This is a genomic window from Streptomyces sp. NPDC005794 (genome assembly GCF_042871445.1).
Lineage (GTDB): Bacteria > Actinomycetota > Actinomycetes > Streptomycetales > Streptomycetaceae > Streptomyces.
Window position 1 is genome coordinate 130,920 of record NZ_JBIAIN010000003.1, and the last position, 24,472, is coordinate 155,391.

The 24,472-nt window shown below is 71.9% G+C and carries 19 protein-coding genes; 5 read left to right on the forward strand and 14 right to left on the reverse strand.

Annotated features, from left to right (window positions below; genetic code table 11):
- Positions 1-29: 29 nt before the first annotated feature.
- A complete protein-coding gene (locus ACFYQ5_RS05370; protein ID WP_389193416.1) occupies positions 30-1,271 on the forward strand; it encodes a styrene monooxygenase/indole monooxygenase family protein in 1,242 nt (413 codons plus the stop codon).
- A 71-nt stretch (positions 1,272-1,342) separates the two neighbouring features.
- Here ACFYQ5_RS05370 and ACFYQ5_RS05375 read toward each other — a convergent pair whose 3' ends face one another.
- From ACFYQ5_RS05375 to ACFYQ5_RS05390, 4 genes are all read right to left on the reverse strand, one after another.
- Positions 1,343-2,497, reverse strand: coding sequence for an NlpC/P60 family protein (locus ACFYQ5_RS05375; protein ID WP_389193419.1), 1,155 nt, complete (start codon positions 2,495-2,497; stop codon positions 1,343-1,345).
- Positions 2,498-2,799: 302 nt separating this feature from the next.
- Positions 2,800-3,075: a hypothetical protein gene (locus ACFYQ5_RS05380; protein ID WP_389193421.1), complete on the reverse strand. Its 276-nt coding sequence runs from the start codon at positions 3,073-3,075 to the stop codon at positions 2,800-2,802.
- Between the two features lie 14 nt (positions 3,076-3,089).
- Positions 3,090-3,851, reverse strand: coding sequence for a TetR/AcrR family transcriptional regulator (locus ACFYQ5_RS05385; protein ID WP_389193423.1), 762 nt, complete (start codon positions 3,849-3,851; stop codon positions 3,090-3,092).
- A 167-nt stretch (positions 3,852-4,018) separates the two neighbouring features.
- The gene (locus tag ACFYQ5_RS05390) at positions 4,019-4,954 is read right to left on the reverse strand and encodes a diiron oxygenase (protein ID WP_389193426.1); all 936 of its coding nucleotides are present in this window, start codon (positions 4,952-4,954) and stop codon (positions 4,019-4,021) included.
- Positions 4,955-5,142: 188 nt separating this feature from the next.
- On the opposite strand from ACFYQ5_RS05390, the gene ACFYQ5_RS05395 reads away from it, so the two are divergent.
- The gene (locus ACFYQ5_RS05395) at positions 5,143-6,264 is read left to right on the forward strand and encodes a ferritin-like domain-containing protein (protein WP_389193429.1); all 1,122 of its coding nucleotides are present in this window, start codon (positions 5,143-5,145) and stop codon (positions 6,262-6,264) included.
- 42 nt (positions 6,265-6,306) lie between these two features.
- Here the strand turns inward: ACFYQ5_RS05395 and ACFYQ5_RS05400 are convergent, their stop codons facing one another.
- Positions 6,307-6,621: an SCO0607 family lipoprotein gene (locus ACFYQ5_RS05400; protein WP_389193432.1), complete on the reverse strand. Its 315-nt coding sequence runs from the start codon at positions 6,619-6,621 to the stop codon at positions 6,307-6,309.
- A gap of 123 nt (positions 6,622-6,744) precedes the next feature.
- Between ACFYQ5_RS05400 and ACFYQ5_RS05405 the strand changes: the two genes are divergently transcribed.
- A complete protein-coding gene (locus ACFYQ5_RS05405; RefSeq protein WP_389193434.1) occupies positions 6,745-7,635 on the forward strand; it encodes an ADP-ribosylglycohydrolase family protein in 891 nt (296 codons plus the stop codon).
- Positions 7,636-7,681: 46 nt separating this feature from the next.
- On the opposite strand, the gene ACFYQ5_RS05410 is transcribed toward ACFYQ5_RS05405, so the two are convergent.
- The 6 genes from ACFYQ5_RS05410 to ligD all read right to left on the reverse strand — a co-directional run bounded on the left by ACFYQ5_RS05410 (position 7,682) and on the right by ligD (position 15,182).
- Positions 7,682-8,755, reverse strand: a complete 1,074-nt coding sequence (locus ACFYQ5_RS05410; protein ID WP_389193437.1) for an amidase family protein — start codon at positions 8,753-8,755, stop codon at positions 7,682-7,684.
- A gap of 4 nt (positions 8,756-8,759) precedes the next feature.
- Positions 8,760-10,223: a peptidoglycan D,D-transpeptidase FtsI family protein gene (locus ACFYQ5_RS05415; protein WP_389193439.1), complete on the reverse strand. Its 1,464-nt coding sequence runs from the start codon at positions 10,221-10,223 to the stop codon at positions 8,760-8,762.
- A complete protein-coding gene (locus tag ACFYQ5_RS05420) occupies positions 10,220-11,584 on the reverse strand; it encodes an FtsW/RodA/SpoVE family cell cycle protein (RefSeq protein WP_389193442.1) in 1,365 nt (454 codons plus the stop codon). Before ACFYQ5_RS05420 ends, ACFYQ5_RS05415 begins: the two co-directional genes overlap by 4 nt.
- An 82-nt stretch (positions 11,585-11,666) precedes the next feature.
- Entirely contained in the window at positions 11,667-11,987 is a 321-nt protein-coding gene (locus ACFYQ5_RS05425; RefSeq protein ID WP_389193444.1) for a zinc-ribbon domain-containing protein, read from the reverse strand.
- Complete coding sequence (locus tag ACFYQ5_RS05430; protein ID WP_389193447.1) at positions 11,984-14,107, reverse strand: HEAT repeat domain-containing protein; 2,124 nt, start codon at positions 14,105-14,107, stop codon at positions 11,984-11,986. Before ACFYQ5_RS05430 ends, ACFYQ5_RS05425 begins: the two co-directional genes overlap by 4 nt.
- A 181-nt stretch (positions 14,108-14,288) precedes the next feature.
- On the reverse strand, positions 14,289-15,182 hold the full coding sequence (gene ligD / locus ACFYQ5_RS05435; RefSeq protein ID WP_389193450.1) for a non-homologous end-joining DNA ligase: 894 nt from the start codon (positions 15,180-15,182) through the stop codon (positions 14,289-14,291).
- 59 nt (positions 15,183-15,241) lie between these two features.
- On the opposite strand from ligD, the gene ACFYQ5_RS05440 reads away from it, so the two are divergent.
- Positions 15,242-16,291 (forward strand): Ku protein, encoded by a 1,050-nt coding sequence (locus tag ACFYQ5_RS05440; protein ID WP_389193453.1) that lies wholly within the window; start codon positions 15,242-15,244, stop codon positions 16,289-16,291.
- A 54-nt stretch (positions 16,292-16,345) separates the two neighbouring features.
- Here the strand turns inward: ACFYQ5_RS05440 and ACFYQ5_RS05445 are convergent, their stop codons facing one another.
- The 3 genes from ACFYQ5_RS05445 to ACFYQ5_RS05455 all read right to left on the reverse strand — a co-directional run bounded on the left by ACFYQ5_RS05445 (position 16,346) and on the right by ACFYQ5_RS05455 (position 22,823).
- Entirely contained in the window at positions 16,346-16,741 is a 396-nt protein-coding gene (locus ACFYQ5_RS05445) for an XRE family transcriptional regulator (RefSeq protein ID WP_389193456.1), read from the reverse strand.
- A 652-nt stretch (positions 16,742-17,393) separates the two neighbouring features.
- Entirely contained in the window at positions 17,394-18,083 is a 690-nt protein-coding gene (locus tag ACFYQ5_RS05450; protein WP_389193459.1) for an RES domain-containing protein, read from the reverse strand.
- A gap of 246 nt (positions 18,084-18,329) precedes the next feature.
- On the reverse strand, positions 18,330-22,823 hold the full coding sequence (locus tag ACFYQ5_RS05455) for a hypothetical protein (RefSeq protein WP_389193462.1): 4,494 nt from the start codon (positions 22,821-22,823) through the stop codon (positions 18,330-18,332).
- A 20-nt stretch (positions 22,824-22,843) separates the two neighbouring features.
- On the opposite strand from ACFYQ5_RS05455, the gene ACFYQ5_RS05460 reads away from it, so the two are divergent.
- A complete protein-coding gene (locus tag ACFYQ5_RS05460) occupies positions 22,844-24,331 on the forward strand; it encodes an esterase/lipase family protein (protein WP_389193465.1) in 1,488 nt (495 codons plus the stop codon).
- Positions 24,332-24,472 lie beyond the last annotated feature (141 nt).

Here is a 24,472-nt window from a genome sequence, read left to right on the forward strand (position 1 = left end):
GCACCCGGAACACGTAACGGAGAACGGCGATGCGGAAGATACTCATAGTCGGGGCCGGCCAGTCCGGTCTCCAGCTGGCCCTCGGACTGCAGTCCAGCGGGTACGAAGTCACCCTCATGTCCAACCGCACCGCGGACGAGGTCCGGTCCGGCCGGGTGATGTCGACGCAGTGCATGTTCCACACGGCCCTCCAGTACGAGCGCGACCTGCAGCTCGACTTCTGGGAGTCGCAGACCCCGAGGATCGAGGGTCTCGGCGTCTCCGTCGCCGGGCCCGACTCCTCGCGCGTCATCGACTGGGTCGGCAAGCTGGACGGCTTCGCCCAGTCCGTCGACCAGCGCGTGAAGATGGCCGGCTGGATGGAGACCTTCGTCCAGCGCGGCGGGCAGCTCGTCATCCACGGTGCGGCGGTCTCCGACCTGGACTACTTCTCCCGTACGTACGACCTGGTGATGGTGTCGGCCGGCAAGGGCGAGCTCGTCTCCATGTTCGGCCGGGACGCCTCGCGTTCGCCGTACGACGCCCCGCAGCGGGCGCTGGCCGTCGCGTACGTCCACGGTCTGGGCCCGCGGCCCGAGCACCCGGAGTTCGACGCGGTGCGGTGCAACCTGGTCCCGGGCGTCGGTGAGCTCTTCACCATGCCGACCCTGACGACGTCGGGCCGCGCGGACATCCTGTTCTGGGAGGGCGTCCCCGGCGGTCCGCTCGATGCCTTCCAGGGCATCAAGGACCCCTCGGAGCACCTGGCCAGGACGCTGGAGCTCATGGAGAAGTACACGCCGTGGGAGTACGCACGCGCCACCAGGGTCGAACTGACCGACGCCAACGCGACGCTGGTGGGCCGTTATGCCCCGACCGTGCGGAAGCCCGTCGGCCGGCTGCCCGGCGGCGGCCTGGTCCTCGGCGTGGGGGACGTGGTCGTCGCGGACGACCCGATCACCGGCCAGGGCTCCAACACCGCGTCCAAGTGCGCGCACTCCTACCTGCACTCGATCCTGGAGCACGGCGACCGACCGTTCGACGAGGAGTGGATGGAGGCCACGTTCGAGCGGCACTGGGAGAACACGCGGCACGTCGTGAAGTGGACCAACGCGATGCTCGCGCCGCCGCCGGAGCACGTGCTGAACCTGATCGGCGCGGCCGGTCAGCTCCAGCCGGCCGCGGACCGGTTCGCCAACGGGTTCAACGACCCGGCGGACTTCGACAACTTCTTCTTCGAGCCGGAGAAGACGAACGCCTACCTCGCCGAGATCTCGGGCGCGCGGGGCTGACACCCGCTGGCACGGAGGCCGGGCCACCACGTTCCGTCACGCAGGCATGGGCGGATGCGGCGGCCCGGCTCTCACGTGTCCGGGGCGTCGTAGCCCGTGTCCGCCCCCGAGGTGGCGTCCTCGGGCAGCTCCGGCAGTGTGTACGCGCTCAGCGGCTCGCTGCCCGGGTCGGGGCGGACGGCCCCCAGCAGCGGGTTCGAGGCCAGCGGCGAGACCTTCACCGTCGTGCCGGGCCTGGGGGCCTGCACCACGAGTCCGTCGCCGATGTAGAGCGCGACATGTGTGGCCTTCGGGAAGTAGACCACCAGGTCGCCGGGGCGCAGCGAGCCGACCGGCACCTTCGGCAGCCGGCGCCACTGTTCCTGCGAGGTGCGCGGGATGTCCCGGCCCGCAGCCGACCAGGCCTGCGAGGTGAGCCCGGAACAGTCGTAGGACTCCGGTCCCTCCGCGCCCCACACGTACGGCTTGCCGATCTGCTCGACGGCGTAGCGGACGGCGTCGCCGCCCTCTTCGGACGGCGGGCGGACCGAGCTGAGCGCCCCCGAGGCGGCCAGTGCGTCCTGGGCCTCGCCGACGTTCTTCTCCTCCAGGGCCGAGAGCGCGGCGAGCTGCTCGGCCGACAGCGATGCCAGCATCGACTCGATGCCCTTCAGCTGTGCCTGCACGCTGTCACGCTGGTTCTTCCGCTGGGCGGCCAGCACCCGCTGCCGCTCCTGTGCCGCCCGTGACGTGGCCGCCAGGGTCTCGGCGCGCTTCTCCGCGCCGGTGAGGCGGTCGACCACGGCTGTCCGGCCGGCCTGGGCGCGTTCGATGACATGGCTCTGCTCCAGGGCGCGGGCCGGGTCCTCCGCGAGGAGCAGCTGTACGTACAGGGAGAAGTCGGTGCGCCCCTGGTACTGGTCGCGTGCCAGTCGCCCGGCGTCCCTGCGTCCGGAGTCCAGTGCCGCCCTGGCCCTGGTCAGCTCGGCGCGCAGCTTCTTGGCCTCGGCGGTCAGTTTCTCCAGCTCCTCCTCGGTGCCGTTGTAGAGCTCGCCGGCCTCCTCGGCCTTCTGGTAGAGCGTCTGTAACTGCTTCAGCAGCCCGGCCACGCTCTGCGGAGCCGCTCCGGCGGCCGGTGCGGGGTCCGGCCCGGACGGCTCTGCGACAGCGAGGGAGGCGGCGGGGGAGACGGCGACGACCGTTGCCAGCGCCGCCGTGCAGAGGGCGTGTACGACTCTGCCCGGCACGACATCACCTCCGGTGTCAGGGGTGACGCCGATTAATCGGACAACCCCACAAGTGATCGGATCTCGTCCATCCGGTCACTCGGCCCCGGGTGATGCAAGGACCGCCGGGCGTGCCGCCCGGGGCGTACCCGGACGGCGGACGCCCGGACAGCTCACTCCACGGGGAACGCGTAGAAGGCCCGTTCCCGCTGGACCACGGCGGTCTTCCCGGCGGCCAGCACCCGGTAGGGCGCGCTGACCGTGGCACCCTTCGGGTCCCGGGCGCCGATGCCGATCTTACGGGCGCGGGTGCGGACGGCCGCTCAGGACCCGCTACCGGGCTTTTTCCAGGGCCACTTGGGGGTGAAGCGCTCACGGCCCCCGGGGGCGTACTCGTACACCCAGCCACGTTGCAGCCCGAGACGCTTCGAATAACCGGCCGGAGCACGGCGGTAGGCGTGGACGGTGGCGGGACCGCCGTCGGCGTCAGGCACCGGGACCTCGTACCACGTGGGCGGATGACCGGTCGGCCCGAGCAGGACGGGCAGCACCCGGCCGTCCAGGGGGCCGCCGCGGAAGGGCGTGTTCTCGCTTTTCACCCGGCCAGTGTCACTCAGCCCGGTGGCAGCAGGTGCGCGGCCCCGCCCGCCACCGGGATGATCAGCGTGGCGAGCCGCCCGGTCGGGCCGTCAGCGGTCTCCTGGCCCAGCAGGTCCGCCACCACCGACGCGGTCTCCTCGTCCGTGGCCGCCGTCACCGCCATCAGGCCGATCAGATGGTCGACCAGCCAGCCGCGCAGCTCGGGCGCCGCCGGCTGCTTCTCCTCGTCCAGCCAGATCAGGGACGCCGCCTCCACGGCCGCGATCCAGGTGCGCACCATCATCCGCAGGCGTGGTCCGGCGGGTTCCTGCCCTGGGCCGGTGCCCCGGCCCAGGTGGAGCAGGATCTGCTCGGCCGCCGACCGGCGTACGCCGTCCACGATCGTCGACGTGCGCGAGGTCTCGGCCACGCTGCCGCCGCGCAGCAACGCGCTGAAGCCGGCGTCGTGCTGGTCGACGAAGCCGAGATAGCGGTCCAGGACCCGGCTGACCCGCTCGGTGGGCGGCCCGACGGCCGGTTCCGCGAAGCAGAGCGTCAGCTGCTCGGCGGCCGACCCCAGGGCGGCCTCGTACAACTGCTGCCTGCCGCCGGGGAAGTAGCGGTAGACCAGCGGACGGGAGACCCCGGCCGCCGCCGCCACCTCGTCGATCGACACGTCGTCCGGCGCCCGGTGGGCGAAGAGAGTGAGCGCCGCGCCCAGCAGCTGGGCGCGGCGCTCCTCGACACCGAGCCGTCGGTAGGCGCGGGCCGGCGGTGCTGCGGGTGCGGAGGTCATACCTCGAAGCCTAACGACCTCGCCCACGATTGACAGGGGGAGAAGCAGCGGCGCCCCGGGCCTTCGAATCCAAGGCGGAGGCGGAGGTCCCAGCGCCGCGACACGACTGGCAGTCGTGGGCGAGGCCGTGAGGCCGACCGGCACGAGCGGTGCCTTCGGCCACCCCCTCAGGCCAGCAGGCCCGAGCTCTTCCACAGCCTGCGTCCCACGCCGTTGAGCACGCCGATGTCGTCGAAGAAGTCCGTGAGCCGCTTCGCTCCCGCCTGCATGACCTCCGCCCGGTGGCCGCTCGCCTTCACCTGGGCGACGGCCTCGTGGCGGTCCAGGCCGACGTTCTCGTACACCTGCGGGTTGACGAAGCAGACGGAGAAGACGCGTGCCGCCTCCCCGCAGTTGAGCCGGGTCAGCCGGCGTTCCCAGTGGGGCGCGGTCACCATCTGGCGGCGCAGTTCCTCGCGGGCGTAGCGCACATGCCGGGCCTCCTCGACGACATGGATGCGGGTCACTCCGCGTACGAGCGGCTGGACGCGCTCGTCGGGGAAGGTGAGCCGCTGCATCCAGTCCAGGATCTCCTCGCCGAGCAGGGTCGCGGCGAACGAACCGGGGGTGGTGGAGATCGTCTTCAGCACCCGCGCCAGGTTGTGGTAGCGCCGGGGCACCGGGTAGCTGGGCGCCCCGCCCCACTCGATCATGCGGGCGAACATCATCGAGTGCCGGCACTCGTCGGCTATCTCGGTCAGGGCGTAGCGGACGTGCTTGCTCGTCACGGACTTGTCGTAGATGTGGCGGACGAGCAGCTGCATCAGGATGATCTCGAACCATATGCCGAGCGATGCCAGCGACGCCGCCTCGTGGCGTGCCAGGTCCATCCGCTGTTCCTCGGACATCTTCCGCCACAGCGGGGTGTCGTAGAGGGAGACCAGCTCGGGCGGCCAGAACCACTTGCCGTCCTCGACGGCGGAGTTCCAGTCGAGCTCGGTGTCCGGGTCGAAGGAGTGCTTGGCCGAGGCTTCGAGCAGGCGGGCCGCGACCTGTTCACGGTCCTTGAGCGGGCCGAGCGCATCGCGCAGCGCCTGGACGTCCTGGTCGGTCACTGTCGTCATGCTGAGGGCACCTCGCACATGGGTTACCGGCGGTCAGGTTTCCGGTCACGCATTATGAGACCGTCTGTCAGCAAGGCGGTCAATCCCCCGTGCGCGACTTGTTGACCGCGCGTCTACCAACGTGTGAACCTGCCAACTGGCGCCAGCACCACGGAATGCACGATCCTCGCCGGGCGAAGGAGCTGTCCGTGTCGACACACGACCTCTACACCACCGCACCCGCCGCTCCGACGTGGCAGGTGCCTGCCACGGGCGCGGCCCGTTTCAGCTGGGACTACGACGACGGCCGCGAACGCCTCCTCGCCCTCTACCAGAAGGGCAAGGACAAGCAGTGGGACGGCAACAAACGCATCGACTGGAGCCTGGAGGTCGACCCGGCGGACCCGCTCGGCACCCCGGACGAGGCCCTCACGCTCCACGGCACCCCGCACTGGGCGAAGATGACCGAGCGGGACCGCGGCGAACTGCGCAAGCACTACACCTCCTGGCAGTTCAGCCAGTTCCTGCACGGTGAGCAGGGCGCCATGGTCTGCGCCGCAAGGATCGTGGAGTCGGTCCCCGACCTGGACGCGAAGTTCTACTCCGCGACCCAGACGATGGACGAGGCGCGGCACGCGGAGATCTACGCCCGCTTCCTGCACGAGAAGGTCGGGATGCTCTACCCGGTCAACGACAACCTCCAGGGGCTGCTCGGAGACACCCTGCGCGACTCCCGCTGGGACATGCCCTACCTGGGCATGCAGGTCCTCATCGAAGGGCTGGCACTCGCCGCGTTCGGCATGATCCGCGACACCACGACCAAGCCGCTCCCCAAACAGATCCTCGCCTACGTCATGCAGGACGAGGCCCGGCACGTGGCCTTCGGGCGGATGGCGCTGCGCGACTACTACAAGCAGCTGAGCGACGCCGAACTGCGCGAACGCGAGGAGTTCGTCATCGAGGGCTGCTACCTGATGCGTGACCGCCTCAGCGGCGTCGAGGTCCTGGAGAACTTCGGCATCGGCAAGCAGGAGGCCAAGGAGCTCTCCGAGCACTCCGAGTACCTGCAGCTCTTCCGCAAGCTGCTGTTCAGCCGGATCGTCCCCTGCGTCAAGGACATCGGCCTCTGGGGCGAGAGGCTCCAGAAGGCCTACGTCGACATGGGCGTCTTCGAGCTGGGCGACTCGAACCTGGACCTGCTGATGGCCCAGGACGAGGAGATCGCCGAGCAACTGGACCGTGACCGCTTCGCGGCCGAGGAGCAGGCGCGGGTCGCGGAGGTCGCGGAGGCGATCGCGGAGGGGAGGCCCCAGGGCGTGTCGCGGAAGTAGCGTCGTCCGCCCGCCGGACAGGCGGGACTTTCGAAACGCGCCCTAGTTCTCGTCGGGCAGCTCGATGGTGTTGCCGTTCTCATCGAGCGTCCGGGTGCTCCAGTAGGTGTACCACTTGTCGTCCACCCGCTCGGGAACCTTGCCCTCCGGGTAGCGGGCATAGCCCTTGGGCGGCTCCTCGTCGTCGGACACGCACGCGCTACCGGCGCTGCCTACGTGCAGGACCGGGTATTCACCACCCCCGCACACGGCGTCCTGCAGGGAACAGGCGCTGGTGAGCAGCGCGACCGTGACGCCGGCCAGGGCGAGCCCGAGCGTGGTGCGCGACGGGGTGCGGAGTCGGTTGGCCGTACGCATGGTGGGGCTCCCTCTGTGTGTGTGGCTGACAGGTCCAGCCTGCCGTGGCCGGAGGGGAAGAGCGTGAGCACGCGTACTCATATCCGCTGTACGTACCGGGTACGCGGGCGGAGGATGGCAGACATGAACACCCCTTCCGGCAAAGGTGATTCCGCGGCGGCCCGCCGCAGCCTCGAAGCGCTCGCCCTCGGTGACGCCTTCGGGGAGCGCTGGTTCCCGCTCTTCCGGCCGCCCCGGCAGGCGTACGCCGAGGTCCGGGCGCGCCGCACCCCGCACGAGCCCGTGTGGCACTGGACCGACGACACCGCGCTCGCGCTGGCCCTGCAGCGGGTCCTCGACGAGTACGGGCAGGTCGTACAGGACCGGCTCGCCCTGTACTACGCCCTGGCCTTCGACGCGGACCGGGCCCGTGGTTACGGGCACGGCATGCACATCCTGCTGCCGGAACTGCTGGCCTCGCCGGCCGCCTGGCGCACCCTGGCGCCCCGGCTCTTCGAGGGCGGCAGCCTCGGCAACGGCGCCGCGATGCGGGTCGCGCCGCTCGGGGCCCGCTTCCACGCCGACCTGGACCGTGCCGCCGAACAGGCCGCGCTCTCGGCGGTCGTCACCCACGCCCACCCGGAGGGCGTCGCCGGCGCGGTGGCGGTCGCCGTGGCGGCGGCTCTCTCGGCGCGCGGGGGGTTCACGCTGGAGGCGGTCGCCGAGCGCACCCCCGCGGGCCTGGTCCGCGACGGTGTGCTGCGTGCCGTGGAGGTGCCGTTCGTCACGGAGCCGTGGAAGGCCGCCGAACTCCTGGGCAACGGGCAGCGCATCAGGGCCGACGACACCGTTCCGTTCGCGCTGTGGACCGCTGCCCGGCATCCCGGCGACCTGGAGGCCGCCCTGTGGTCGACGGCGGAGGGCTTCGGGGACGTGGACACGACGTGCGCCATCACCGGGGGCGTCGTCGGGGCGGCGACCGGGGTGGAGGGTGTTCCCGCCGAGTGGCGCCTGCGCCGGGAACCCCTGAGCTGACGGGTCACGGCCCGTCCTGGTACCGGCTCCGTCCGGCGCGGGCCGGTCAGCTGAACCGGTCAGGCCGCCGGGCCGGCAGGACACCTTCCATCGCGCACGCCATGCCGAGCAGCTCCGCGTCCGCTCCCCGGCGGGTCACCAGCTGGAGACCCGCCGGGCAGCCGTCCGGGGTGAAGCCGGCCGGCAGGCTGGCCGCCGGGTGGCCACTGAGGTTGAACGCCCAGGTGAGCGCCGTGGAGTAGACGTCGCCCGGCCCCTCGTGGCCGTGCGGCGGGTTGGGCGTCACCGGGGTGAGGAGCAGGGGCGTACGGGCGAAGAAGGCGCCGAGGGCGCGGTCGTTGGCGGCACGGAGCGCCCGGGTGGCGGGGGTCGGTGACTCCCCGCGTATCGCCGTCCACGCCTCCGTCGGGTCGGACAGCGTGACGGGGTCCCGGACCAGGCGGATCACCCCGGCCGTGGCCAGCCGCTCCACTGCGGCCCGGCTCACCTCGGCCACCTCCGGGTCCACGGAGGCGAAGCCCAGGTCCGGGCTGTAGGCGGCCCGGACCGGAAGTCGGGCCGGCCGGGGCACGTACGCGTCCAGTACGTGGCGCAGGTACGTCTCCGCCCGTGCCGCCGAGCTCGCGAGCACACCGGGGGAGGCGAGGCCCGTGCGGTCGGGGGAGGGCAGCAGGCCCGTCGTCGTCTTCAGGCCGAACACCCCGCACCACGCCGCCGGGATCCGCACCGACCCGGCCCCGTCGCTGCCCGTCGCCAGCTCCACCATGCCCGCCGCGACCGCCACCGCCGAGCCGGCCGAGGAGCCTCCCGGAGTGCGGTCGGGCCGCCAGGGGTTGACCGTACGGCCGTGCGCGCCCTGCCCCCATGTCTGCCAGTGGGTCCCGGGGCCGGGGACGGACGTGGCGCCGACCGGGACGGCGCCCGCGGCGGCCAGACGGCGGGCCGCGTACGAGCCGAGGCCCTTGGGGCCCTTCACCGCGAACGGCAGTCCGGCGAGCGGGAGGTCCTGGGCGGCTCGCTCCTCGGCGAGCGCGTCCTCGTGCCGGACCTCCGTGAACGCGTGGAGTTCCGGGTCCAGTTCGTCGATCCGTGCCAGTGCCGCCGCCACCGCTGAGGTCATGGGGTCAGTCTCCGCCCTCCAGCGCCGCCTCCATCACCTGCCGGGCGATCGGCGCCGCGTTGCCGCCCCCGCTGACATCCGCCCGGTCGGCCGACGCGTCCTCCACGACCACCGCGACGGCGACGGCCGGGCGGCCGGAGTCCGGTGCCTGCGCCCAGGCGATGAACCAGGCGTACGGCGTACCGGAGTTGTCGACCCCGTGCTGGGCCGTGCCCGTCTTGCCGCCGACCGTCACCCCGTCGATCGCCGCGTTCGCGCCGGTGCCGTTCTCCACGACGTCGACCATCATCCGTTGCAGCTGCTGGGCCGTCCTCGGGTTCATCGCCTGGCGGTACGAGTCCGAGCCCTGTTGCCGGACCGTGTCGCCGTCGTCGGTGGTGACCCGGTCCACCAGGTGGGGGCGCCTGAGATCACCGCCGTTCGCCACCGCCGAGGCCACCATCGCCATCTGGAGCGGGGTCGCCGCCGTGTCGAACTGGCCGATCGAGGACTGGGCCAGCTGGTCGTCGCTCATGTCCGAGTCGAAATTGCTGCGGACCACCCGGGACGGGATCTTCAGGTCGTCGTCGTTGAAGCCGAAGCCGCCCACCGCCTCCAGCATCCCGTCCAGCCCCACCTCGACGCCGAGATGGGCCATCACCGTGTTGCAGGAGACCCGGATCGCCTCCGCCAGGGACGCCTTCTCGCAGCCGCGTGCCTCGTCGGGCAGCACGGTCGAGGTACCCGGCAGGACGTACGGGGACGGGGTGTCCGTCTCCGCGTCCGGATCGGTGACGACCTCCGCGTCCAGCGCCGCGGCGGCCGTCACGATCTTGAAGGCCGAACCCGGCGGATAGGTCTGGCGGATGGCCCGGTTGAGCATCGGCCGGCTCTGCGCGCGGTTGAGCCGCGTCCACGCGTCGGTGACGGCGGAGCCGGTGCCGGAGAGGAGTTCCGGATCGTACGAGGGCGAGGAGACCAGCGCCAGGATCCGGCCGCTGGCCGGGTCGAGCGCGGCCACCGCGCCGCGCCGGCCGTCCAGGCCCTCGTACGCCGCGCGCTGCACCGGCTCCTCGATGGTGGTGACGACATCGCCGCCCGACTGCCGGCTGCGGGTGAGGTCACCCCACAGCGGGATCGGGGCCAGGACCGGGTCGGTGCCGGAGAGGACATCGTCCTCGGCGTTCTCCAACAGCGTGGTGCCGTACGTCTGCGAGGCGTAGCCCGTCACCGGCGCGTACAGCGGACCGTGGCGGTAGGTGCGCTCGTACGCGAGCTGCTCACCGGTGTCCTTCGAGCCGGTGACGGGTCCGTCGCCGACCACGATGTCGCCGCGCGGCCGGTCGTAACGGTCGATGGTGGTGCGGCGGTTGGCGGAGCTGGAGTTGAGCTCGTCCGCCTCGAAGAGCTGGACACGGGCGGCGTTCGCCAGCAGGGCGAGGAGCAGGAGCAGACAGAATCCGGCGGCGTGCCGGATGTACGGGATCACTGTGCCTCCCGGGTCGGCGCGGTCTCCGTGACGGGGTCAGGGGTGCGGGCCACGTCGCTGACCCGGATGAGCAGTGCCACGATGATCCAGTTGGTGACCACGGACGAACCTCCCTGGGCCAGGAACGGCATGGCCATCCCGGTCAGCGGGATCAGCCCCATCACCCCGCCCGCGATCACGAAGACCTGGAGCGCCAGGATCGAGGCCAGGCCGATCGACAGCAGCCGCCCGAAGGGGTCCCGCAGGGCCAGGCCCGCACGGAAGCCGCGCGCCACCAGCAGGGCGTACAGCAGGAAGATCGCGGTGAGCCCGGCCAGGCCGAGCTCCTCGCCCGCGGTGGCCAGGATGAAGTCGGACTTGGCGGCGAAGCCGATGAGGATGGAGTGGCCGAGTCCGAGGCCGGTGCCGAGCATGCCGCCCGCGGCGAACGCGAAGAGGGACTGGGCGAGCTGGCTGGGCCCCTGGCCCGCGTCGATCGTGGCGTACGGGTCCAGCCAGTCCTCCACCCTGCTGTGCACATGCGGTTCGAACGAGCCGACGACGAAGGCACCCGCGGCGGCGAGGAGCAGCCCGACGGCGATCCACCCGGTCCGGCCGGTGGCCACGTACAGCAGGATCACGAAGAGGCCGAAGAAGAGCAGCGAGGTGCCGAGATCCCGTTCGAGGACGAGGACACCGACGCTGAGCAGCCAGATCGCGACGATGGGGCCCAGGACCCGGCCGGTGGGGAACTGGAGCTTCCAGATCCTGCGGCCGGTGTACGCGAGCGCGTTGCGGTTCGCGGCGAGGTACGCGGCGAAGAAGACGGCGAGCAGGATCTTGGCGAACTCACCCGGCTGGAAGGAAAGTCCGCCGATCCGGATCCAGATCTTCGCCCCGTTCACCGCGGGGAAGAAGATCGGCACGATCATCAGCACCAGTGCCGCGGCGACCGAGAGGTACGCGTAACGCTGGAGCACCCGGTGATCGCGCAGCAGGACGACGACGGCGATGAAGAAGGCGACCCCGAGCGTGGACCAGATCAGCTGCGTCGTCGCCGCCCGGTCGCCGGGGGTCTCCAGATCGAGCCGGTAGATCAGCACCAGGCCCAGTCCGTTGAGCAGGACGGCGATGGGCAGCAGCAGCGGATCGGCGAACGGGGCGCGGAACCGGACCGCGAGATGGGCGAGCAGGGCGAGGAGACCGAGACCGGCGCCGTACCCGGCGACATCGGGGGGTACGGCGTTGTTCCGGGCGAGGCCGACGGCGGCGTAGCCGTAGACGGAGATGAGCACGGCCCCGATCAGGAGCGAGAGCTCGACCCCGCGCCGCTTGGGCAGGCGTAGCTCGGGCGGGCGTGCGTCCGCCGTCGTTGCGGTCATGCCCCGCAACGTAGCAAGAGGAAGGTGCTATTGCCCTTATGTCAGCTTCGTGGCACTTCCAGGCGGACGGCCCCTGGGAGGCTCAGCGCTGGTACGGGTTCCGGCCGCCGGGAGGCGCGTAACCGGGCTGCTGCTGCGCGGCGCCGTGCGGAGCGCCGTCCTGACCGCCCTGGGCCTGCGCCAGCAGCTGGTCGGCCTCCTCCTTGGGTATCTTCCGCTCACCGCCGCAGAAGGTGCACTGCGTCGCGTACTTCGTGGAGAACGGGAACAGCGGCACGAAGAACAGCGTGAACTTGGTGACCCGCTTGCGCAGGGTGTGCGCCGCGGGATTGCCGCACCAGCCGCACACCATCGTCAGGACCGCCAGCTGGTAGAGATAGCCCCGCGTACCGAAAATGATCATGATGTGGTTCCTTTCCCCGTGTTTCCCAGAAGTGCCCGCCGGCAGAGTGCCAGCAGCTTCTCGTCCTCATAAGTGTCGTGACTGCCGTATCCGCCGTCCAGCGCGTTGTGACGGCGCGCGGAGAGGAGCTCGGCACGGAGCACCCGCACCGCGTCCGACCCTGCCTCAGCGACACCCATCCGCGCCAGACATCCCGCGATCCGGACTCTGACGTGACGATTCCTCTCCCACGCGAAGAGGAGCACGGGAACGGCCTCGCGGGTCCGCCCCGAGACCTCCCAGAGGGCGATCGCGGCGTCGACCCGGAGCCAGAGCTCCTCGTGTGCCAGCAGGGCCCGCAGCCTCGGCGCCACCGCCTCGGCCCGCCACCCCAGCCCGCCCAGCGCGCTCACCGCCGCCCGGCAGTCGTGCACCTGCTCCGCCCTCAGCCCTTCGGCCAGCACGGGCAGCACCGTGTCCGCCTCGCCCGTGACCGCCCACAGGGCCTCCGCCGCCTCCGTCGCCGTCCCCGGCCGCCGGATCAGCCGCCGCAGCTCCGGCACGGCGCAGCCGGCGGCCGGCCCGAACGACCCCAGCGCCCGCAGGGCCGCCGTACGCAACCACTCGCCCCGGTACTCGGGCGCACCCCGCAGCACCCGCAGCACCTCCGGAGCGGCCTCGCCCGCGCGCAGCGCCGTCAGCCCGGCGAGCAGCGGACTCGCCCGGTCGTACGCGCCCTCGTCCAGGCCGACCTCGCCGAGCCGGCGCCGCAGCGCCCCGGCGAGCGGGGCCGCCGGGGCACCGAGACACCGGATCGCGAACCCCACGTCGTGCGGCACCTCCGGCCGCTCCAGGGCCGCCGCCAGCGCGGGCAGCACCCGGGCGTCCCCCAGCCGGGCCAGCGCCTTCACCGCCGGGCCCAGGCCGGGCGGCCCGCTCGCCCACTCCTTCACCCACGCCCCGGGATCCGCCGCCACCCGCCCGGCCAGGGCGTCGGCCGCCGGGGCGGCCAGACCGAACAGCTCCTCCAGCACATGCGAGGCGGCCTCCGCGAGCCGCGGTTCCGGATCCGTGAGCTGCACGCCGACCAGTCGCACCAGGCCTTCGTACGAACCGCGCCAGGCCCGGATCAGCCCGCCGCTCATCCGGACGGCGTCGACGCGCTGGCAGGGGTCCGGGCTGAGCAGCTGGTCCGTCAGCAGCGCCGTACGGTCCTCCACCCGGTCGTCCAGGCCGCCGTGCAGTGTCCGCAGCAGATCGGCGGCCCACGGGGTGCCGACCTGCTGCGGACGCGCGGACTCCTCGGCCGACAGCTCCCGCAGCCGGCCCACCGGCGTCGGCGCGGTGGTCCCGTCCGCCGCGGAGCCGTCACCGCCCGCCGCCTTCGTGACGGTCGGTCCCGGACGGGCGGGCCGGGTGCGCAACTCGCGCAGCAGCCCCGACACCACCCGTACGACGTCACCGGGCAGCGCGTCGGGCGCGCACCTGGCCAGCTGGGCGAGGGCCGCGAGCCGCAGCCCGGGCGGATACGCCTCCGCGGCGAGCCGGCTCAGCCAGTCGGCGGCCTGCCCCGTCAACGGCCGGTGACGCAGGGCGATCCGGCCGGCGGCCTCGATGAGCGCGAGCCGCACCTCGTCGTCCGCCTCCACCGGCAGCCGCTCCCGCAGCAGCGCGAGCACTCTCCCCGGCCGTCCGTGCAGGGTGGCCAGGGCCAGCGGTGCGGCGAGCCGCACGCCCGGGTCCTCGTCGGCGACCAGCTCGAAGAACACCGCGGACCCGGCGGACACGGCGGCCGAGGCCATCGCGTAGTTCGCCACGCCCTCGATCTCGTCCTCGTCCAGGTCGCTCTCGTCGTCCTCGTCCAGATCGATACCGCCGATGCTGGTGAGCAGCTCGACGATGCCGCCCCGGTCCCGTATGCCGGGATCCACGGCCAGCTCGAAGAGGAACGGTATGCACGCCAGCGTGCACGCGTACACATCGCCCTGGTGGTGCACCGCGCCGTACATCCCGTCGAGCGCGCTCTCCCGCTCCGCCGGATCGGCGGAGGCGAGCCCGTACAGGAGCTCCGGCACGTCGTCGGCCGGTCCGTACGCATGCTCCATCGAGGCCCAGTCGACCTCGTCGATCCCCGTGAACACGCCACGCCCTCCCCGTGTCTTCCCTCGCACCCCGGACCCGGCGGAAAACCGCGCACGCGAAGCAGCGTCTGCGCAGAGTGTGCACCACGTCCACGACAATCCACCGTCCACTTGCGGCCTTTCCTCGCCGCGCCCGCCCGGGGCTGAAGGTGTTGTGCACGCCCTGTACCCTGCGCTCCTCTCAGCCCCCGGGCAGGGGCCGGGCCTGCCCGGGGCCGGTCAGTGGGCCGAGCAGATCCCCGTGCCGCTCCAGCCGCGCGGCCATGTCGCCGGCGAGGAAGACGAGGTCGTCGGGCGCCCCGCAGGCCTCGATCTCGTCCCAGGTGACAGGCGCGGAGACGGTCGGGCTGCCCTTCGCGCGCAGGGTGTACGGGGCCGCGGTGGTCTTCGCCGCGGCGTTCTGGCTGAAATCCACGAACACCTTCCCCGGGCGCAGGGCGCGCGTCATCCGGTACACGGCCAGCTCCGGCAACGCGCCCTGCGCCTCCACCGCCAGCTTCTTCGCGTAGGCCGTCACCTCCTCGGAGGGGGTGGGTTCCAGGGGGACGAGCAGGTGGAGCCCCTTGGAGCCGGAGGTCTTCCCGTACGAGGACAGCCCGTCCTCCGCCAGCCGCTCCCGCAGCCAGAGGGCGACCGCGCAGCACTCGACGACGCCTGCGGGCGGTCCGGGGTCCAGGTCGAACACCATCCGGTCGGCCACGGCGGGGGAGTCCTGCCGCCACTGATGGGTGTGGAACTCCACCACCAGATTCGCCGCCCACATCAGCGACGGCAGGTCCTGGGCGAGCACCTGCCGGGCATCGGGGTCGTCGCTGCGGGGGACCGGGGCCGTGCGCACCCAGTCGGGTGTACCGGGCGGCGGATTCTTGGTGAAGAAGCGCAGCCCCTCCGGGCCGTCCGGGTACCGGAGGAAGGACAGCGGGCGGTCGCGCAGGTGCGGCAGCATCGCGGCGGCCGCCGTGGCCGCGTAGTAGTGCAGCACCTCGCCCTTGGTCGTTCCCGTGGCCGGGTACAGCACCTTGTCGAGATTGCTGAGCGCCAGGCGCCGCCCCTCCACCTCTGTGATCGGCGTCATACGATAAGAATCACATGAAATCGTGTGAATGAGCTCATGAAGGGCGTAAGGGGTGCACGGTGAGGTCCATCTGGAACGGCTCCATCTCGTTCGGGCTGGTCAGCATCCCGGTCAAGCTCATGAACGCCACGGAGAGCCACGCGATCTCCTTCCGGCAGATCCACCTCGAGGACGGTGGCCGGATCCGCTACCGCAAGGTGTGCGAGCTGGACGAGGAGGAGGTACCCGCCTCCGAGACCGTCAAGGCGTACGAGGACGCCGACGGCACGGTGATCCCGGTGACCGACGAGGACCTCGCCTCGCTCCCGCTGCCCACCGCCAAGACGATCGAGATCGAGGGATTCGTGCCGTCCTCGGCGATCGACCCCCTCCAGCTGGACTCCGCGTACTACCTCTCGGCCAACGGCGTCCCGGCCGCCAAGCCCTACGCCCTGCTGCGCGAGGCCCTGAGACGCAGCGGCAAGGTCGCCGTCGCGAAGTACGCGCTGCGCGGGCGGGAACGGCTCGGCATGCTGCGGGTGGTCGACGACGTCATCGCGATGCACGGCCTGCTGTGGCCGGACGAGATCCGCGCCCCGGAAGGCGTCGCCCCCGACTCCGGCGTCAAGGTCCGCGACGCGGAGCTCGACCTGGCGGACGCGCTGATGAACACCCTCGGCGACGCCGACCTGGACACGCTCCACGACGACTACCGCGAGGCGGTCGAGGACCTCGTCGCGGCGAAGGCGGCCGGTGAACCCGTGGCGGAGGGGGAGGCCGAGGAGCCCGAGGGCAAGGTGATCGACCTGATGGCGGCGCTGGAGAACAGCGTGCGGGCGGCGAGGGAGTCCCACGGCGAGGGCGGCGGGCACGGGGGCGAGGTCGCGGACGTCCACCCCATCGGGTCCGGCCGGGGCGGCGGCGCGAAGAAGGCCGGGGCGGCCACGGAGCGGGCCCCGTCGAAGCGGGCGGCCCCGAAGAAGGCGGCCGCGAAGAAGCCCGCGGCGAAGACGTCGGCGAAGACGGCGTCCAAGGACACGGTGAAGAAGGCGACGGCTAGGAAGAGCACCGAGAAGAAGCAGGCGGCGAAGAAGACCACCCGGGGGACGCGGAAACGCACGTCGGCCTGACGCGCGGCTGAGGCGCTTTCCCCGGGTGGAGCCGCACGTGGGCCGGTGCCGGGTTCAGCCGCCGTCGACGTAGGCGCGGGCGGCCACCATGACGTCCTTGAACCGGCCGTCCGCGATGCACTGAGCGGGCGTCTCGTCCTCGAGCTGCGGGTTCATGCCGATCATCCAGGCGCGCGCGGTGTGGTTGTCCTCGGCGCTCTGGATGACGTGAAACGTCTGGAGCGTCGCGCGGAGGCGCTCTTCGGCCTCGTCGCGCGGCTGTGCGTCGCCGGCGGCCCACTTGCCCACCTGCCGTGGATCGCTGATCCGCGTGATGCGGGCGGTGATGCGCGGCCCGAGGTTCTCCTGCAGGAAGCGCGCCACCTCCGCGATGCGCATGCGTGTGGCCGTGCCGTGCGCGATCTCGGCGAGGTCGGTGCTCAACGGCGTGCGTGTGATGGTCTGCGTCATGGTCACAGGGGGTCTCCCTCGCTGTCATGGCTGCACGCCTTGGACGGCGGTCGCGTGCCGGACGACGGGTGATGGGCATGGGTGGTGAGTGAGCACCGGGAGGCACTGCGGGCCGGCGTTCCGGCGCTACGCGGAAGAGAGGTGTGCCTGGTGCTGTGGACGCTTCTTGGTGCGCACCCGTGGGGAAGCGTGACCGCGACGGGTGGGGCGAGCTGGTGCGCGCCGGCTGTTCAGTCTCGATGCCTGCCGGTCGTCGGGGATCCGGTGCATGGAGGCTGGTGCGGCGACGCGTCGATGCGGGGACCGGCGTACGGTCGCGCATCACAGAAAGGCGGCTGTTGCGACGTGCCTAAGACAGCCCTTTGTTTCATCATGATCTGTGCCCCCATCTGAAGAAGATGCATTGAGACTACCCATCAAGTCTGTCCAACTCCACCGCTTTGACTGTTGTTTCAGACACGTAATGCAGCGTCAAGTTGACGGGGGGATCAGCGTGTTGGAGCAGTGACCTGCTACGACGACCTCTGGTCGACAGGTTCGGGCGACGTGGACTCCACGGGTTTTTCACCTTATTGGAGGCTGGTGTCTCCAGTGGTTTCCCAGTGGTTTTCCCGTGGTCTCCCGGTGGTGTCCGTGGTGGGTCCGGTCGAGGTCAGCCCAGTCGCAGGCCGTACTCCTGCACCACCCTGCGCAGCGCGGCGTCCTCCGGGAAGACCAGGTGTGACTCGATCCGGGTGAAGCCGACGTCGCTGTAGACCGCCCAGCACTGACGCATGCCCAGCCGGGACCGATAGGCGATGCCATGGATGAGGCGGCCGCCCTGCTCAGGTTCCCGCTGGCTGATGGCCCAGGCGGAGATGGCGCGGGTGATCTTGCGGTTGAAGCCCTCGATGTGACTGCGGGCCAGCTTGTCCACCTTGTTGAGCGTCAGTGTCGGCCTGAGCTCGTCGGACAGGGTCATCAGAGTGCGCTCGTCGTCGACGTCCAAGAACCTGGCGTCCTTGGACAGCTCTAAGCGCTCCAGTGTGTGCCGCGTCGTCCAGTCGGGAGGGAGCAGGCCCGGTGCGTCCTCGTCCGCCCAGTCGGCGGCCGCGGCGTCCTGCCAGTCGGGATGCGGGCGGAACGGGCTGAGGGCTTCGGCCAGGCAGCCGTCCCGTTCGGAGGCGCAGTAGAGGGTTCCGTACCCCACCAGGCTCCATTGGTTGCCGGCCGCGCTGTCCGCGTCGTCGCGGCGGATCTGCTCGTACTTCAGGGGTGCGTGGACCTTGCCGAGCCGCCATACGCCCCGTTCGGGTGCGGGGATCAGCCTGACATCCGGCTGGTGGTCTCCTCGTACGGTCATGCGTGCTCCTCACTCGGATCGGGAGACGGGTGGGCGGCGCCCGGAAGCGTCAGGCGTACGTGGTGCCGGCAGCGGGTCGCCGGGCGAGCGGTCCGGTCGGACGGCCCGGCACCGCGCAGAGCAACAGCCTCATGTACGGGACGATTATTTTTATGCGCCGTTCGCTCCTCCACCGCATGCCCGCGCAAAGAAGCAGGGGCGCACGTAAGCTTCTGGGGGGCGCACACGGGTCGCCGGATCCGGCCGTCACAGATCCCCGAGGTCCAGAGTCATCACGACAGCGCCGGCGTGACCCGCCACGGTGAGGGTGACGCGCCCCGTTTCTCCCTCGGAAGGCTGGGCGGACAGGCTGTGGACCGGCACGGTCAGGGCGAGTCGCAGAAGACAACGGCCGCCGGCCGCGTCCCAGATCCGCAGTGTCCCGTCCCGTGAGGCGCCGGCCACGAACAGACCCGTGCCCCCGGCCGACCAGGTGGCCACGGCATCGACGGACGCGGTGTGGCCCAGCAGGCGGGGGAAGAGCGGCTCTCCGGTCAGCAGGTTCCAGAGCCTGACCGACCCGTCGCTTCCCCCGGCGGCGAGACAGGGCGGCTCGCCCGCCTGCGGACGTGCGTTGATCGCCAGGGCTTCGACCATGCCCTGGTCGCAGGCGATCACCCGGGTCGGGGCGCTGTCCTCGATGCTCCAGAGGCGGACGGTGCCGTCGGAGCTTCCGGAGGCGAACCAGTCGTCGTTCTCACCGGAGGCAGCCGCCACCGCACTGACGGGCAAGGCGTGAGCACGCCATGTGCGTCGCAGCACCGGTCCGTCGAGGTCCCACAGGACGACCCGGTGGTCGCGCCCTCCGCTGAGCACGACGTCCCGCCCCGCAGCGGTGGTGCAGGAGGCGAGGGAAGTCACGTGCTGTGTATGCCCCTTGAGCCTGACGGCCGGACTCCTGCGCGCGGTCGCGTCCCACAGACGGATGCTGTGGTCGGGCGCGGCCCAGAGCAGGGTCCGTCCCGCCGTACCGGCCGCCCAGGCGAGAGCGGGCGGCTCCCGGCCCCCTTCGGTCCCGAAGCCGCCCTCGGACGCGCCCGTCTCCAGGTCCCACAGGCCGACCGACTCCGCGGTCGCCACGGCGAGAAGAGGAGCGCAGCCCGCGCCGAGCGCCGCGACCGAGGGGAGCCGCGCCCGGGCTCCGCCGCCCTCCAGGGCACGGAGCAGCGCGGCCTGGTCCCACAGCCGTACGGTCCTGTCCTCGGCGGCCGACGCGAGGACGTCCTCACCCGCCAGGGGGAGGGTGGTCAGCGCCGTGACGGTGCCCGTGTGCCCCGGCAGGTGGCCCACAGGCCGGGGGCCGGAGAGGTCCCACAGGTCGATGACGTCCCCGTTGGCGACGGCGAGTACGTGCCGCCCGCCGACCGCCAGCGCGGTCAGGCAGGTCACGGGTCCGCCCGTACCGCCGAGCGCCGTCCGGCCGCCCGTGGTGACGTCCCACACGACGACACTGCCGTCCGCGTGTCCGCACGCGACCTCTCCCGGGCGCCGGGTGGGAGCGAGGACCCGAAGTGCCTGAGGGACGGGCTCGGGAAGCGGCCACCGGTGGAGGACTTCGCCCGTGGAGGGCAGGTGCGCGGTCAGGAACTCGCCGGCGCTCACCAGAAGCAGACTGCCGTCCTCCCGGCGGACGGTCGTGACGCAGGTCCGGCGGGTCCTGCCGACGGCGGCCAGGGTGCGGACACCGTCCGTCTCGCTCCAGCGCGTCAGCGTGCCGTCGCCCTTCCCGGACACCACGACGGGAAGGCCCGCGCCGTCCAGATAACCGGTCACGTCATCGGCCCATACGGACCCGGGGCTGCCGACCTGGCTGACCAGGCGGCCGGTGAGCAGGTCCCGGATCCGTACCGTGCCGTCCCCGCTCCCCGACGCGAGGACGTTCCCGGCCGGGTGCCGGACACTCGTCAGGGAGCGCACCGCGCCGTCGTGCGCGAGCACACGAGCACCGACGAGCCCTCCGGTCGCCGGGTCGATGAACTCGATCCCGCCCTGCTCGTCCCCGGCGGCCAGGAGCGCCTCCCCGTCGGCGTCGACGACCGGAGCGAGAGCGTGCACCGGATGCCCGACCGTGGTGAGCACCTGGGCGGGCGGCGTCCACCGGGACCACAGGACCTCCAGGCGGGACCCCTGCGGTACGGAGTCGGCGGGCAGCCCGGCACGGGGTACACCGGAGTGGTTCAGCGCGGTGTGCGCCAGGTGCAGGCCGGCGAGCCGTGACGTCGCGTCCGCCTGGATCGCGTACGGCTCGATGACGGCGTACGCCTCCAGCCAGCTGCGCGGACCGGTGCCTCCGGAGGAGCTGAGCAGCCCGCGGATGCTGCCGCTCGTCTCCCACGGCAGCACACACACCGGTACGTGGGCGTCGTCCAGGACCCCGCCCAGCCGGGCGTGCTCCGCGAGGTGACGCCGGATGTACGGGGGAGGCGGGTCCCCCTGTGACCTTTCCGAGGTACGCGCCAGGGCGGCGCTGATCGAGGCGTGGGCCGCCCGCTCGTCCGCCGGGTACCCCGCGCCGGAGCCGTCGGACACGCGCGCGTCGGCGGGCGGCCCGCCCCGCGCGCCGTCATCGGCCCCGCCGGCCTCGCCCGCCCCGTCGTCGGCCCACGGCCCGCTCCGCAGAATGTCGGCCAGCCGGGCGTGGGCCGGGCGGTAGACGATGCGTTCGTCCTCGACGTCGTGGCTGAGGTACCCCGACAGCGAACTGTGCAGAAGCCTGTCGATCTTCCCGTCGGCACCCGCCATCGAGTGGCCGAGGAGCGCGCCGGCGGCGGCCGGCCAGACCTCTCCCCAGGCCATTCCCCGGCCCTGGGCGAACGCCGTCGCACGCAGGAGTGCGAGCGCCTCCACGGCCGGCAGGCCGGCTTCGGCCGCACGGACCAGGTCGGCCCGCAGCAGGCCGGCCGTGCCCCCGTCCAGCTGGGCGAGCCACTGCCCGTCGCGCAGCAAGGACGGCCCGCCCGCGCGCAGTTGCTCGGCGGCACGCTGGGCGTCCAGGAACGACGGCTGCACCTGCCGGGCCACCAGTGCCGCCGCCTCGGTCCGATCACGCTCGCTCCAGCCGTCCGCGTTCCTCAGCAGGGCGCGCGTGTACCGGTCGATGTCGTTCTCCGTGCCCTCGCCGTCCGTGCGCACCTCCCGGGCCGTGGGAAAGGCGGCGTGGAGCACCGACACCAGACTCGCTCCGCGCAGACCTGCCGGGGCACGGGGGCCGGGGCTGGAACTGCGGACCCCGAGCAGCAGCCGCAGCCCGCGCCGGGCGGCTCCCTCCCCGGACCGGCCGGCCTGTTCCGGTACACGGCCCACGGACTTTTCCGGCGTGAGCAGGCCTGCCAGGGGAGCCAGGACGTCGCTCACGCAACGGGCCGGGCTCAACGCCTCGTCGACGGAGTCCACCACGATCGTGACCGCGGTGGCCGACTCCTTGACGATCGCGCGCAGCCTGGCACGCAGGTTCTCCTGCGCCTCACGGACGTCACTCTGCTCCGTCCGGTCACCGAGCTCCCGGCAGAGAGCCTCCAGAAGGGCGAGTGAGCTGCGGTTGCGGGCGCTGACCGCGGCGGTGACCGCACCGTGGGGAGGAACGGCGGTGGCGGGAGAGCCGTGGACCGCGGTGCCGTAGTCCTCAGAGAGCCGGAAATCCGGAGCGCTCAGGGTCACGGCCCGGCCGAGCACCGCCGATTTGCCGCTCGCGGCCGTGCCGGTGACGATCAGTACACCCGGTGGCCCCTGGAGGAACCCGGCCACGTCGTGGTTGAGGTTCTCCCGGCCAGAGAAGTACCAGCCGGTGTCCTCGGGCCGGGGGCGGCCGCTCGCCTTCTCCAGCCAGTGGTCGGGCTCCCCGGCCTCGGACGTCCCCGATTCCCGGCTCTCCGCGAGCGGTGACACCTGCGCCCGGTAGCCCGGATTGGGGATCGCGGCGGTCGGCGCGTCGAGGCGCGCCGTCAGGATGGGGCGTGGCCCTTCGATCCTGCGGTTGTCCCTCTCGTTGATGGCGTCGGTCGCCGCGCGCAGCGCCTCCACGAACTCCGCCATGGACAGGTGAGGACGAGTGATCCCGCCGGCCCTGCGCGACCACGCGTGCGCCTCCTGGAGGATCGTGGCGAACTCCAGACCGAGCACCGCCGTACGGTCGCCCGTGGTGGCCAGCACGTTCAGACGGTTCCGTTGCTCGCGGCCGGGCGCCAGATCCCGTAAGGAGGCGTGGAGTTCACTGGCGATGCCGGCGGCCTCGCACAGATTGACGATGACCAGGACGTCCTGGGCGCAGGAGTCCAGGGCGGCGACGACGATGTCGCACGTCGGCAGGGTCGTGGCCAGCAGACGGGTCCGGTCCGTCTCCCCCAGCAGCAGATAGTGCCGTGAGCCCGTACCCGCCAGGCCGTGTCCCGTGAGGAAGAGGACCAGCGGAACGTCCGGCTCCACGTCCCGCAACCCGGCCCGCTCAAGGAAGAGTTCCACGTCGTGGCGCCTCTGCGGCTCACGTGTCTCCACCACGTCGAAACGCGCTCCCGAGGGATGCGCGGACTGCCACCAGGCGCGGACCGCCCGCAACTGTTCGTCGATCGCCGCGTTGAACGGCTCGGTGCCGTCCTCCACGGCCAGCGTGATCAGGAGCCCGGGCGGGTCGGATGCCCGCATCTGTTCGGCCGCCGTCCGCCGGGGCCGGCCGGCTGACTCGATCTCCGTACGCTCCCCCTGCACTTTCCCTATTCTGCACAACCATGGACCGTCCGCCGCGCCGAACGCGCATTCCGCAGGCTGCCGACGCGCAGCCGTTCTCCGACAGGACCACGCAGGACGCCGTGGTCGTCGTACCGGGCATCATGGGCAGCACGCTCAAGGACGGTGCGACGGGCCGTCACCTCTGGGGCCTGGGCGGAGCCTCCTGGTACGTCAAGGCATGGACGCACCCCCAGGGGTTGCGGGAGCTCCACCTGACCGAGGACGAGCTCGAAGGGAAGACCGGCCGGATCCAGGCCACCGGGCTCCTCGCCTCGACGGCCTGGACGCCCTATCTGCGTGGCCACGAGCCCTACACGGCTCTGCTCGGGCGGGTGAGGAAATGCGTCGCTCACGAGGCGGCCGTCCTGCCGTTCGCCTACGACTGGCGGCTTCCCGTGGCTGTCAACGCACGGATCCTGGCCGACGCGGCCCGCCGGCACCTGAGCGCCTGGCGGAACCACGAAGCGCATGACCGGGCCCGTCGGCACCGGGTGGACGAGCGCCCCGCGCGCCTGGTCTTCGTGGCCCACTCCATGGGTGGCCTGGTGACACGGGCCGCCCTCGCCCACGGCTACGACAGCGATCTCGCGGCCGACACCCGAGGCGTCATCACCCTCGGCACCCCCTTCAGCGGCGCGGTCGCGGCCGCCGTCATCCTCAACACGGGGCGTGGGACCCCCGTGCCTCTCCCCAGGCGCAAACTGCGCTCCCTGTGCGCCACGATGCCCGGACTGCACGACCTGCTGCCCCAGTACCGGAGCGTCCGGGAGAACGACGGCATCCGCCCTCTCACGCCGGAGGAAGTGGCGACCATCGGCGGCAGCGCCGAACTGGCGCGCGCGGCACGGGATTTCCACGCCGGCCAGCGGCACGTCGAGCTGCCCGACCACCGGTCCGTCGTGGGGATCAACCAGCCCACCTGGCAGAGCCTCACCCTGCGTGACGGACAGGTCGAGGCCTTCCCCGACGGCGCCCGGCAGAACAGCGACGGCACGTTCATCAGGGACCGGCACGACAGGTTGCGCTACTTCGCCGTGCAGGGGGACGGCACCGTCTACAAGGAGTCCGCGGAGATCACCGCCGCCGCGACGACCCTTCCCCTGCAGCACGGCTCGCTCGCCGCCGAGGACACGGCTCTCGACGCGGTCGAGGAGATCCTGGCCAGGGACACGCACCTGGGGCCGCCCCAGGGGCAGTTCGGCTGTGGCATCACGGCTCCCGACATGGCCGAGGCGGGCCGTGCCTGGACCCTGTCCCTGAGCGGGGTCGATTCCTTGGCGGGCCTCACGTGCCGTATCCAGGACGTCGACGATCCGACGACGGGCCAGGAGCTGCACCCGGGGTGGATGGACGGTGGTATCGGTACCCGGGTGACCGTCGACAGCCCTGGACTGCACCGTGTGGAGGTGCGGACCCGTGACGGCTTCCGGATCACCCAGGTCGTCCTCGTGACGGACTCAGGGCTCCGGCTCGAGGAGGCGATGTGACCCGCACCGGCCGTGGCACGGTGTCCTGACGGGCCGCGCCCCAGTAGAGTGCGGAATGCCGCGACTGGCGCGTGCCCGGCAGGGTGCTCCGTGGAAACGACCACGAGGGAGCGGCACACCCCGGGCGCGCCCGGGGCGTCG

Excerpts from the sequence above, each read along its gene's own strand:
- ACFYQ5_RS05370 (WP_389193416.1), top strand. The coding sequence starts at position 30 with ATGCGGAAGATACTCATAGTCGGGGCCGGCCAGTCCGGTCTCCAGCTG.
- ACFYQ5_RS05385 (WP_389193423.1), bottom strand. The coding sequence starts at position 3,851 with ATGACCTCCGCACCCGCAGCACCGCCGGCCCGCGCCTACCGACGGCTC.
- ACFYQ5_RS05390 (WP_389193426.1), bottom strand. The coding sequence starts at position 4,954 with ATGACGACAGTGACCGACCAGGACGTCCAGGCGCTGCGCGATGCGCTC.
- ACFYQ5_RS05400 (WP_389193432.1), bottom strand. The coding sequence starts at position 6,621 with ATGCGTACGGCCAACCGACTCCGCACCCCGTCGCGCACCACGCTCGGG.
- ACFYQ5_RS05405 (WP_389193434.1), top strand. The coding sequence starts at position 6,745 with ATGAACACCCCTTCCGGCAAAGGTGATTCCGCGGCGGCCCGCCGCAGC.
- ACFYQ5_RS05410 (WP_389193437.1), bottom strand. The coding sequence starts at position 8,755 with ATGACCTCAGCGGTGGCGGCGGCACTGGCACGGATCGACGAACTGGAC.
- ACFYQ5_RS05420 (WP_389193442.1), bottom strand. The coding sequence starts at position 11,584 with ATGACCGCAACGACGGCGGACGCACGCCCGCCCGAGCTACGCCTGCCC.
- ACFYQ5_RS05425 (WP_389193444.1), bottom strand. The coding sequence starts at position 11,987 with ATGATCATTTTCGGTACGCGGGGCTATCTCTACCAGCTGGCGGTCCTG.
- ligD (WP_389193450.1), bottom strand. The coding sequence starts at position 15,182 with ATGACGCCGATCACAGAGGTGGAGGGGCGGCGCCTGGCGCTCAGCAAT.
- ACFYQ5_RS05445 (WP_389193456.1), bottom strand. The coding sequence starts at position 16,741 with ATGACGCAGACCATCACACGCACGCCGTTGAGCACCGACCTCGCCGAG.
- ACFYQ5_RS05450 (WP_389193459.1), bottom strand. The coding sequence starts at position 18,083 with ATGACCGTACGAGGAGACCACCAGCCGGATGTCAGGCTGATCCCCGCA.
- ACFYQ5_RS05460 (WP_389193465.1), top strand. The coding sequence starts at position 22,844 with ATGGACCGTCCGCCGCGCCGAACGCGCATTCCGCAGGCTGCCGACGCG.